The following is an 11,441-nucleotide window of genomic DNA, read 5'->3' as shown; positions in this document are numbered from 1 at the left end:
AAAATTATGTGGTATTTTGCCTGGATTCTGGGTGTACTGATGGCGTGTTTTGCCAGTGTGATTGCCGCAATTTATATGGAACAACACCAAGACCTGGATGAGGAATAAAATATGACCGAAGCTGCGCTTGAGAAAACCGTTGTAGACAAGAAACCAAACAAATTTGCGATGATGATTTCCTGCCTGCTGGCTTTTCCTCTCGCCGCAGTGTTATTGGTTCATCCCTCTGCAATGCTGGATGCCAACGGTGAATATAGCCATAGTGCCATGATGTATATCATGATTGGTATTTCTGGAGGCTTTGTACATGGTGTCGGTTTCGTACCTCGCCACTGGTTCTGGAAATGGCTATTTAGTCCATTTTTGGCTTGGCCTTTGATGATCTGGGGCTATTACACCTGGTTTTTCAGTTAAGTTTTAAGACGAAAGAAGCCCTCGATTGAGGGCTTCTTTATATCGTTTATCCATTTCTGCTTTTTGTTGTACGCTTATATCACTCTGCATTTGGAAGCAATTTCCACATTGAGCATGAATGTAATGAAGATACTTTTCTTTACCCGCATGTCTTAACAATATTTGTAAAACCGGAACACATCCGACTTTTAGAATAATTTATCGATGGGTATGAATCGACATCACAATTCCCATACCTGCGAGCATAGAAATCACCGCCGTTCCGCCATAACTCATGAGCGGCAATGGGTCTCCAGTCACCGGCAAGATACCACTCACCATGCCCGAGTTTAAAAATACAAAGAAGAAAAAGGTCAGTCCAATAGCTCCGGCATATAAACGTCCAAAATTATGAAAACTGTTTAAGCCAATCATCAAACAACGAATAATAATGGCAGTAAATAAACTGAACAGCAGAAAAACACCAATAAAACCGAATTCTTCGGCATAGGTCGACATAATAAAGTCGGTATGATGCTCGGGCAGATAACCCAAATGCGATTGTGTCCCTTCAGTATAACCTTTGCCTGTGGAACCACCTGAACCAATGGCGATTTTGGACTGAATGATATTCCAGCCTGCACCCAATGCATCCGACTCCGGATCAAACATCGTGGTAATACGTTTCTTTTGATACTCTTGTAGTACGAACATCCATAAAACTGGTGCTGCCACAGCCAGTGCTGCTGCCGCACCAACAATCAGACGCCACGACATCCCGCTTAAAAACAAGACAAAAACACCCGGAACCACCAAACCAATATTCAAATCAGGTTGGAGTGCAACCAAAACAAATGGTATAGCCAGTAAAATTAATGCACCGACAATATGTACAAATTTGGGAGGAAATGGCTTACGTGCAAAATACCAGGCCATCATCAAAGGCATGGCAAATTTCATCACCTCACTCGGTTGCATACTCCCAATACCAGGCAAAGTAATCCAACGCGTTGCACCCAGGCGTTTTTCACCAATCACAAACACCAAGAGCAGCATGAATATGCCAAAGGCATACAGGTAGGGACTGATCGCCTGATAGACTTTCGGTGGAATCTGCGCACAGATAAATAGCAGCACAAAACCAATCCCGAAACTGATCGCCTGACGAACAACCATCCCGGAATCTTCAGAGGTCGCGCTATACACCACCATCAACCCCAGAATTGCATTGAGAACCAGAAAGCACAACAACCAGGGATCAAGGTGCAACTTGGTCCACCGGGAGGAATCTTGCGGGTTAATACTACGTCCATCACGCAAAGAATGACGTAAAAACCGATACTGCTGTGAAGGTATCATTGGCCAAAAGGTGAAAAAGAATGATGGCAAAATTATAAGTGAAAGCTATAGGGAATAGATCGCTATAGCCAGATTTATTCTGCTTTTATTTAAATTTTATCGAATATATTTTTAAGCCTGAGCTTGTAAAATCAGCTTGGCCAGTTCCAGATCATCCGGATAGGTAATTTTAATATTATCGGAACGCCCTTGCACCACACTCACCTGCTCACCGATATGTTCCAGTGCGCTGGCTTCATCGGTAATGTTAGCACCATCCTGCAAAGCCTGTTCAATCGCCCGTTTTAATGTGCCCAGCTTGGCCATTTGCGGCGTTTGTGCCTGCCAGAGCATGGAGCGATCCACCGTTTCCTCAATATCAGAACCGGTGACTACACGCTTAAGTGTATCTCGTACCGGAATCGCCAGAATCGCAGCCCGATCCTGTGCAATTGCCGTATTGACCAACTGTTGAAGACAATCCAGACTGACACAAGGGCGTGCCGCATCATGCACCATGATCCAGTCATCTTCAGAGGCCATTGCAGATAAATAATTTAATGCATTCAGCACCGAATTCACTCGCTCTGCGCCGCCCAAACAAAAATGTGCTTTTTCCAGATCGGAAAATGGCAGAGTTTTTGCGACATTGTCCTGTGTACCAATCGCCAATACATAACCAGTCAAAGGCAATTGATTCAGACGTGCAACGGTATGTTCAAGAACAGTTCGTTGTTGAAGCGTCTGATATTGCTTGAGTTCTGTTTTAGAAAAACGGCTACCTGAACCTGCAGCAGGAAGAATGACCCATAATTTACGGGGTATTTGTTGGCTCAGGTGACTCATTGGTTCGCAGATCTACTTTAGAATTTGGATTAAGATAGATGGGTTTATATTGAGTACTGATCGTGCTCATTTGAATAAAAGTTTCACGTGGCTTAATCAGGCCAAGATCTAAACGCGCATGTTCTTCGATGGCTTCAATACCATTCTTTAAATCGTAGACTTCTGCCGCCAGAACGCGATTACGTTCTTTCAGCTCATCATTCAATTCCATTTGCTGCTGGATTTTCTGGGTCAGCTGCTGATGATCATGATAACCACCTTCACCAAACCAGTATAAATATTGAAACCCTGCGATCAAAATGATCGCAAGGCCCAACAGTACTTTACTCGCAGTCGAGTCGAATACATTTAACATTGACATAAGTCGCTTAGTTCAAACCTTTAAACTCAGCTTTACCGCGATATGCAGCATTAGTCAATTCTTCAATACGAAGTAACTGATTATATTTCGCTACACGGTCAGAACGGCAAAGTGAACCGGTTTTGATTTGACCTGCTGCTGTACCTACTGCAAGATCCGCAATGGTTGAATCTTCAGTTTCACCTGAACGGTGTGAAATCACAGTAGAGTAACCATTTTCTTTGGCAAGATAGATCGCATCTAAAGTTTCAGTCAAGGTACCGATCTGGTTATATTTGATCAGGATCGAGTTACCTACTTTTTCGTTGATACCACGTTGCAGGATTTTAGGATTCGTTACGAACAGGTCATCACCTACCAACTGGATCTTGTCGCCAAGAATCGAAGTCAGGTAAGACCAGCCTTCCCAATCCGACTCATCCAAACCATCTTCAATTGAAATAATTGGGTATTGGTTTACAAGGCCAGCCAAATAGTCAGAGAACTGGTTGCTGGTGAACGCTTTGTTGCCTTCGCCCGCAAGAATGTACTGACCATTTTTGTAGAATTCTGAAGATGCACAATCCAGCGCCAGCATAATGTCAGAACCTGCTTTGTAGCCAGTTTGACCAATTGCTTCAAGAATAACCGTGATTGCTTCTTCGTTAGAACGAAGGTTTGGTGCGAAACCACCTTCATCACCCACAGCAGTGTTTAAACCTTTTTTGTTTAAAACTGATTTTAAAGAATGGAAGATTTCAGCGCCAGCGCGTAAAGCTTCAGAGAATGAAGTGAAGCCCACTGGCTCAATCATGAATTCTTGAATATCAACGTTATTGTCTGCATGTGAACCACCATTGATGATGTTCATCATTGGTACAGGCATGGTCAAAATCGAGTTGTTGCGAAGGTCTGCAATATATTGAAAAAGAGGAATTTTCTTTTCATCAGCAGCAGCGCGTGCAGCAGCCAAAGATACAGCTAAAGTTGCGTTTGCACCCAGTTTTTCTTTGTTTTCAGTACCGTCTAAAGCAATCATCGTGTTATCGATGTCTTTTTGTTCGAATACAGATTTACCAAGCAAAGCATCACGGATTAAGGTGTTTACATTATTTACCGCAGTTTTAACACCTTTACCTAAGTAACGTGCTTTATCGCCATCACGAAGTTCTAAAGCTTCACGAGAACCAGTTGAAGCACCAGATGGTGCACATGCACGGCCAACTACGCCAGATGCTAAGATTACGTCTGCTTCGATGGTAGGGTTACCACGAGAGTCCAAAATTTCACGTGCACGAATGTCAACGATTTGGCTCATGAACTATTCCTCAGTTGATTAATATGAGCTGCCTTTAGGGCAGCGCAAGAGTGATAAACTCAGTGTGTATCTAACTTTTCGAAACCTTTGACCAAGGTATCCAATTCTTTTAGCTGTGCCAAGAAAGGCTCAAGTTGAGACATGCGCAATGCACATGGGCCATCACACTTGGCTTTCTCTGGATCAGGATGTGCTTCCAGGAACAAACCTGCAAGACCGGTTGCCATACCTGCACGCGCCAATGTGGTAATCTGGGCGCGGCGTCCGCCAGCAGAATCGGCACGGCCACCTGGAGTTTGCAAGGCATGCGTCACATCAAAGAACACAGGCACATTCATTTCTTTCATGATATCGAAGCCCAGCATGTCTACAACCAGATTGTTATAGCCAAATGCTGAACCACGCTCACAAATGATCAGTTTGTCATTTCCTGCTTCCAGACACTTATGCAAAATATGACGCATTTCGTGTGGTGCAAGGAATTGTGCTTTTTTGATGTTGATGATGGCATCGGTTTTTGCCATGGCTTCCACCAGATCCGTCTGACGACTCAAGAAAGCCGGCAGCTGGATAATGTCCGCCACTTCTGCAACAGGCGCCGCCTGGTACGGCTCGTGTACATCAGTGATGATTGGCACATTAAAGTGTTTTTTAATGTCAGCTAACCACTCGAGACCTTTGTCGAGGCCTGGGCCACGGAACGAGTTCAAGCTTGAACGGTTGGCTTTATCAAAGCTGGCCTTGAACACATAGGGAATACCCAAACGTGTACAAATATCGACATAAGTCTCAGCGATCTCAAAAGCCAAGTCTTTAGATTCAAGTACATTCATTCCGCCGAATAATACAAATGGCAAATGATTTGCCATTTGTATATCGCCCAAACGTACAATTTCTTGTGGTTTTAATTGCGACATTTAAACTTCCTAGTTGTGTCCTACACACCGATTATTGAGTTTTTTGGTACTGCTTTTTCGCAGCATCAATGAAACCGGCAAATAATGGATGACCTTCACGTGGTGAGCTGGTAAATTCCGGGTGGAATTGTACCGCAATAAACCAAGGATGTTGAGGAATTTCAACTGTTTCTACCAGATGCTGTACCGGTGAATAACCAGAAATCTTCATGCCTTTTTCTTCAAGCAATGGGATATAACGGTTGTTCATTTCGTAACGGTGACGGTGACGCTCAATGATTTCTTCAGAACCATAGATTTCAGCTGTTTTTGTGCCTGCAACCAGTTCAGATTTTTGAGCCCCTAGACGCATGGTGCCACCCAAATCAGAGTCAGCAGAACGTTGCTGAACTTCACCGCGCTCATCTAACCATTCAGTGATCAAGCCAATCAATGGAGATTTGGTCGAACGGTTAAATTCAGTCGACGTTGCATCGCTAATGCCCACAACATTACGTGCATATTCGATTACAGCCAACTGCATACCTAAGCAAATACCAAGGAAAGGTACACCGTTTTCACGTGCGAATTGAATCGCCTGCATTTTGCCTTCAGTACCACGTTCACCAAAACCACCTGGAACCAGAATCGCATCGGCATCTTTCAATACTTCGTTCACGTCCTGGCTTTCAAGTTCTTCTGCATTGACATAGTCAATTTGGACTTTAACGCGGTTTTTCACCCCGGCATGTAAAAGTGCTTCGTTCACAGATTTATACGCATCTGGAAGTTCTACATATTTACCGACCATCGCTACACGAACGGTGTATTCTGGGTTCAATAATGCTTCTACCACGTTATCCCAATCGGTTAAATCCGCTTCAGGAAGGTCGTTATAACCAAAACGTTCGCAGATTAAATCATCAACATTCTGTTCGTAGAAAGTACGTGGAATCTGATAGATCGAACGTGCATCTTTACATACCACAACGGCACGTGCTTCAACGTTGGTAAATAATGCAATTTTACGGATAGTATCTGCATCTACATCGTACTCGGTACGGCAGATGAGAATGTCTGGCTGAATACCAATCGACAGAAGTTCTTTAACAGAGTGCTGTGTTGGTTTGGTTTTTAATTCTGCTGCAGACTTAATGTATGGGAGTAACGTTAAGTGCATTAACATGGTACGTTTATGACCAAGTTCAACCATTAGCTGACGTACAGATTCCATGAATGGGAGAGATTCAATGTCACCTACTGTACCGCCGATCTCTACAATCGCAACATCATAGCCTTCGCCTGCACGCAGGACACGCTCTTTGATATTGTCAGTAATGTGTGGAATAACTTGCACAGTACCACCCAGATAGTCACCACGGCGTTCTTTGTTCAGAACATCTTGGTAAACACGACCTGATGTGAAGTTATTCAGTTTGGTCATTTTCGCACGACGCAAGAAACGTTCGTAGTAACCCAAATCTAAGTCTGTTTCAGCACCGTCTTCTGTAACAAAAACTTCACCATGTTGGAATGGGCTCATCGTCCCTGGATCGACATTAATGTATGGATCCATTTTTACCATGGTCACTTTTAAACCACGAGCTTCTAAAAGTGCAGCAACAGAAGCAGCTGAAATACCTTTACCTAGTGATGAAACTACACCACCAGTAACGAAAATAAAATGGGTCATTGGGTTTCTCGTACAATCGAGCCTAAATCGGCCTGCAATGTTGCGCAATTTTACTTTACCTTGTACCTAGAAAGCAAAGTCAATCCGCATCAATTCAAAGAACAATAAACAATTGACTATTCTAACAGCAATTCCAATAAAAAATTACTGTAAGTTCATATGATTTCTATCTTGTAATTTGCTGCTATAATAGTGTAATCCCCTCCACACTTTTCTGTTTGATGCAATGATGATGAAGAAATTTTTACTCTGTACCGTAATCCTGACTGGCCTGAGCTTGACTGCGTGTGTAAAAAAAGAAGCACCTAAAGAAGAAGAACAAGTTGAGGTTAATCCAGCACCTGAAGTTGTAACGCCTGAACCAGCACAATTTGAACCGCTTGAGCCGGTAGAAGAAGCGGTAATTGAAGAAGTTCCAGAGACAACTGTGGAAATTCAACGTGAACAGACAGCTAACACGACGACTGAAATTCGTCGTGAAGTGAAGAAGCCTGAACCTGTTGAAGCTACACCAGCTCCAACAAGAACGCCGTCAGAAAACAATCCAGCTCCAGAGCCTTCAAAACCTGCAGCAACGCCTAAATCAAACTCTGATTCAAACAAATCTGAAGAAGACGCTGTGGCTGATGCCATTGCAGCAGCGATGCCAGCGCTTGATTAATCAAGAGAATTCATCAAAAAAACCCAGCTTTTGCTGGGTTTTTTTATTACTCTTTTTTAAGCAGATGTCGGTGCAGAATTACGAGACAAGTGCATCAAATAGTCTGCCATTAATCGCGTAGCCCACGATTCTGTTTGCATCAGACCTTGATAAAATCCGCAATGACTGCCTTTTTTGGTGGTAATCACCATGATATTCGACATTGCCCGAATTTTTTCTTTATAAGGTTCCAGATTCTGGATATGACACACCGGATCATCTTCCGCATTTAAAATCATTAATGGAACTTTAATGTTTTCAAATACATAAATTGGATTCGTGGCCTTACTATAACTCTCATAGTCTGAAAAACCGGCCAGTTGATAATAACGCTGTTCAAACTCCGATAAGTCTTTTACCTCCAGCAATTGCTTCCAGGAAGGATAAATTTGCCAGGTTTCCTGATAAGGATGAATAAAGCGTTTGATTAGTTTTTTGGCCATGACTTTGCTATAAAACGGATGTACATGGGCAAATCCAGTTTCGGTGTTATAGCCTGGACATAAGGCAAAAGCCGCTTTTAACGGTGTTTGTGATCCCTCTTCTCCGAGATAACGCACCAGCAAGCCTGTACCCGCAGAAGATCCGACCCCATACAGCTCAGACTGAGGAAATCTATCCTGTATATACAGCAGTTGTTCACGTAGATCTTGGGTCGAGCCGAACAGGTTCATTTTAGCTACAGGCATGGGCAGGTCTGCATGCCCACGGCGCAAACACAAGGCCACTCGCCAACCGGTATGTTTATGCAGATCCTGTACCAGTTCACGCATCGACTCTGGAGAGCCGGTGATGGTATGTAATAAGACAATGGTCGGTGTATTTGCTGGCAAATCCAGCCCATACCAGGCAATACCGGTAATCCCGCCATCCGACATTTTTAGCTGTTCAAGTACATCATATTTAAGTTTAATCGTATGTTTTTTAATAAGATCCAAATATAGAATATGTGCGTGTGCATTGGCTAACCACGGCGTAGGACGATATTTTTGTTGCAGCTGCGGTAAGCGTTCAATGAGTCCTGAAAAAACACCATTTGGATGGTAATACAGGGTCGGTTCATCTGCGCCACTGAAGCGATCCAGATATTCACTGGACAGCTGACCCAATTTTTTAAGCAACATTTTCATCTGTCATCCTCTCTAGTTCGACTAGCTGTGATTTACAAACTTCATGCCGACTTGAATCAATAATTCGAATTAAGTTTTAACTTGGAATGACTGCATCCGTTGGCCCATTTGTACCGCTAAGGCTTCAAGTCCAGACTTAGGCCGGATCATCACTTCAAAATCAATGATCTGACCTTCTTCATTAAACTGAATCATGTCAACTCCCTTGAGTTTTTTATCGCTTACCTGAGCAGAAAACTCAAGTACGACATTGTTACCATCTTCACTTATAAATTCACGGTGATAAGTGAAGTTTTCAAAGACTTGGATCACATTGCTCAGAATAAAAAAGACCACCTGTTTGCCAGGATAAGGATGAAAAGCCACAGGTGAGCGAAATACAACATCCTCAGCAAGTAACTCATTCAAGATCGACATATCGCGGGTTGCTAACATCTCGTGCCAACGATCAATGGATTTTTTTGTAGTTTCGATGCTCATTTGAGGTTCCTTTTTTGTTTTGATATTTTAAATATAGAGCGCTCCCCCTTTATTAAAGGTGAGAAGTACTGCTTCACAAGGGAGATTCTTTCTTATAAATCCTCTCCTTTAATAAAGGAGAGGAAAAAAAGTAGGTTTTAATATTTTTAGATCACCGCTGCCAATTCAGCCCCCTGACGAATGGCACGTTTAGCATCTAACTCACCCGCTTCTTTGGCGCCACCAATCAGGTGTACACTTTTACCAGCAGATTTTAACTCATCAAACATGGCGGTATAAGATTCCTGACCAGCACAAATAATGACATTATCCACTTCCAACACCATTTGCTTATCATTGACGGTGATATGCAAGCCCTGATCATCAATCCTGTCATAGCTGGCACCCGCAATCATTTTCACGTCACGATGTTTAAGCCCTGTGCGGTGAATCCAGCCCGTGGTTTTACCCAGACTAGAACCCACAGAAGCAGCTTTTCGTTGCAATAAGTAAATTTCACGGGATGATTTTTCCAGAACTGGAGTTTTTAAACCACCGACCTGATCATATTTGGTATCGATGCCCCATTCATCATAGAATTTTTCTGGATTGATACTGCCACTTTCCCCTTCATGGCTCAGAAGTTCCGCGGTATCAAAACCAATACCCCCCGCACCAATAATCGCCACACGCTGTCCCACAGCTTTACGCTCTTTTAACACCTCGAGATAAGATAAGACTTTTGGATGATCAATCCCCGGAATATCCAGTTGACGCGGGGTTACCCCTGTTGCCACGACAATCTCATCAAATGCTGACGCTTCAAGTTCTGCAAAACTGGCAGTATGATTTAACTTTAACTTGATGCGTGGCTGCAACTCGATTTGACGTTTAAAGTAGCGCAAGGTTTCATAAAATTCTTCCTTGCCCGGAATGGTTTTGGCAATATTAAATTGTCCCCCAATCTGTGCAGCCGCATCAAATACCGTGACCTGATGACCACGATTCGCTGCATAGACTGCAAAACTTAAACCGGCAGGACCTGCCCCAATCACGGCAATATTTTTCGCTTCTCCAACGTCTTTGAAGATGAGTTCGGTTTCATAACAGGCCCGTGGATTGACCAGACAGGTGGCAATTTTCATCGAGAAAATATGATCCAGACAGGCCTGATTACAACCGATACACGTATTGATCTCATCGCTACGACCCTGTTCAGCTTTAAGCACAAACTCAGAGTCAGCCAGCATTGGACGCGCCATGGAAATCATATCGGCATCACCAGAAGCCAGTACATACTCAGCCATCTCAGGTGTATTGATGCGGTTAGAAGTAATGAGAGGAACTTTTACCAGACCTTTGAGCTTGCGGGTAACCCAGGTAAAGGCTGCACGAGGAACCTTGGTGGCAATTGTCGGAATACGTGCTTCATGCCAGCCGATGCCGGTATTGATAATCGTGGCACCGGCTTTTTCAATGGCTTTAGCCAGTTGTACCACTTCATCTAAAGTTGAGCCACCTTCCACCAGATCCAGCATAGACAGACGATAGATAATAATAAAGTTTTCACCGACCATTTCACGGGTACGGCGCACGATCTCGATCGGGAAACGAATGCGGTTTTCATAGCTGCCGCCCCATTCATCATCACGATGATTGGTTCGCGCTGCAATAAACTCGTTAATCAAATAACCTTCCGACCCCATAATTTCTACGCCATCATAACCGGCATACTGTGCCAGCTTGGCACAATTGGCGAAGTCATCAATAGTTTGCTGAACCTCAGCTGAACTCAAGGCATGCGGCTTGACCGGGTTAATGGGTGCCTGAATCGGAGAGGGTGCAACATTTTCTGCCTGATAGGAATAACGGCCCGTGTGCAAAATTTGCAGGGCAATTTTCCCGCCTGCATCATGCACCGCTTGGGTAATCACTTTATGCTTTTCAGCTTCTTCGACACTGTCAAGCTTGGAGCCGCCCTGAAACGTCACCCCATGATCATTGGGTGAAATACCACCCGTCACGATTAAGGCCACGCCACCTTTGGCACGCTCTGCATAAAAAGCTGCCATCCGCTCATATCCGCCGGGTGCTTCTTCAAGCCCCACGTGCATTGACCCCATCAGCACCCGGTTTTTGAGTGTGGTAAACCCTAAATCAAGCGGGGCAAGTAAATTCGGATATTTAGACATTTCAACTCCTTAGCGTGCTGATGTGCTGGCTATTTTTATTCAGCTGATCAGATATTGCATTTATCGATCAGAATTATGCAACTTGTTGCACTAATATATAAATCAGAATTGATTTTTATGCAACATGTTGCATAAT

The 11,441-nt window shown here is 43.6% G+C and carries 12 protein-coding genes; 3 read left to right on the top strand and 9 right to left on the bottom strand.

Features of this window, described 5'->3' with window-relative positions; all coding sequences use genetic code 11:
• Positions 1-6: 6 nt before the first annotated feature.
• Together cydX and FTU95_RS11165 are read left to right on the top strand one after the other, a co-directional pair.
• Positions 7-108, top strand: a complete 102-nt coding sequence (cydX, locus tag FTU95_RS11170) for a cytochrome bd-I oxidase subunit CydX (RefSeq protein WP_004278713.1) — start codon at positions 7-9, stop codon at positions 106-108.
• 3 nt (positions 109-111) lie between these two features.
• Complete coding sequence (locus FTU95_RS11165) at positions 112-414, top strand: cyd operon YbgE family protein (RefSeq protein ID WP_005170606.1); 303 nt, start codon at positions 112-114, stop codon at positions 412-414.
• 198 nt (positions 415-612) lie between these two features.
• Here the strand turns inward: FTU95_RS11165 and rodA are convergent, their stop codons facing one another.
• The 6 genes from rodA to FTU95_RS11135 all read right to left on the bottom strand — a co-directional run bounded on the left by rodA (position 613) and on the right by FTU95_RS11135 (position 6,824).
• Complete coding sequence (gene rodA / locus FTU95_RS11160) at positions 613-1,752, bottom strand: rod shape-determining protein RodA (protein WP_074383200.1); 1,140 nt, start codon at positions 1,750-1,752, stop codon at positions 613-615.
• Between the two features lie 111 nt (positions 1,753-1,863).
• Complete coding sequence (ispD, locus tag FTU95_RS11155) at positions 1,864-2,577, bottom strand: 2-C-methyl-D-erythritol 4-phosphate cytidylyltransferase (RefSeq protein WP_005097091.1); 714 nt, start codon at positions 2,575-2,577, stop codon at positions 1,864-1,866.
• Positions 2,546-2,938, bottom strand: a complete 393-nt coding sequence (locus FTU95_RS11150; protein ID WP_005097092.1) for a septum formation initiator family protein — start codon at positions 2,936-2,938, stop codon at positions 2,546-2,548. Before FTU95_RS11150 ends, ispD begins: the two co-directional genes overlap by 32 nt.
• 7 nt (positions 2,939-2,945) lie before the next feature.
• Complete coding sequence (gene eno, locus FTU95_RS11145; RefSeq protein ID WP_005097093.1) at positions 2,946-4,235, bottom strand: phosphopyruvate hydratase; 1,290 nt, start codon at positions 4,233-4,235, stop codon at positions 2,946-2,948.
• 59 nt (positions 4,236-4,294) lie between these two features.
• Entirely contained in the window at positions 4,295-5,152 is an 858-nt protein-coding gene (gene kdsA, locus FTU95_RS11140; RefSeq protein WP_005106657.1) for a 3-deoxy-8-phosphooctulonate synthase, read from the bottom strand.
• A gap of 31 nt (positions 5,153-5,183) precedes the next feature.
• Entirely contained in the window at positions 5,184-6,824 is a 1,641-nt protein-coding gene (locus FTU95_RS11135) for a CTP synthase (RefSeq protein WP_005097095.1), read from the bottom strand.
• 226 nt (positions 6,825-7,050) lie between these two features.
• Here FTU95_RS11135 and FTU95_RS11130 point away from each other — a divergent pair, with 226 nt between their 5' ends.
• On the top strand, positions 7,051-7,485 hold the full coding sequence (locus FTU95_RS11130; RefSeq protein WP_005097096.1) for a hypothetical protein: 435 nt from the start codon (positions 7,051-7,053) through the stop codon (positions 7,483-7,485).
• Between the two features lie 56 nt (positions 7,486-7,541).
• On the opposite strand, the gene FTU95_RS11125 is transcribed toward FTU95_RS11130, so the two are convergent.
• The 3 genes from FTU95_RS11125 to FTU95_RS11115 all read right to left on the bottom strand — a co-directional run bounded on the left by FTU95_RS11125 (position 7,542) and on the right by FTU95_RS11115 (position 11,305).
• Positions 7,542-8,654 carry a YheT family hydrolase gene (locus FTU95_RS11125; RefSeq protein WP_005097097.1) on the bottom strand — a complete coding sequence of 371 codons (1,113 nt, stop codon included), beginning with the start codon at positions 8,652-8,654 and terminating at the stop codon, positions 7,542-7,544.
• 69 nt (positions 8,655-8,723) lie between these two features.
• Positions 8,724-9,134, bottom strand: coding sequence for a nuclear transport factor 2 family protein (locus tag FTU95_RS11120; RefSeq protein WP_005097098.1), 411 nt, complete (start codon positions 9,132-9,134; stop codon positions 8,724-8,726).
• A gap of 146 nt (positions 9,135-9,280) precedes the next feature.
• A complete protein-coding gene (locus tag FTU95_RS11115; RefSeq protein WP_005097099.1) occupies positions 9,281-11,305 on the bottom strand; it encodes an NADPH-dependent 2,4-dienoyl-CoA reductase in 2,025 nt (674 codons plus the stop codon).
• Positions 11,306-11,441: the final 136 nt, after the last annotated feature.

Source organism: Acinetobacter sp. YH12208, assembly GCF_013418055.1.
Classification (GTDB): domain Bacteria; phylum Pseudomonadota; class Gammaproteobacteria; order Pseudomonadales; family Moraxellaceae; genus Acinetobacter; species Acinetobacter pseudolwoffii.
The sequence above is the reverse complement of the archived record's forward strand: the minus strand, read 5'-3'. Positions and strand labels throughout refer to the sequence as shown.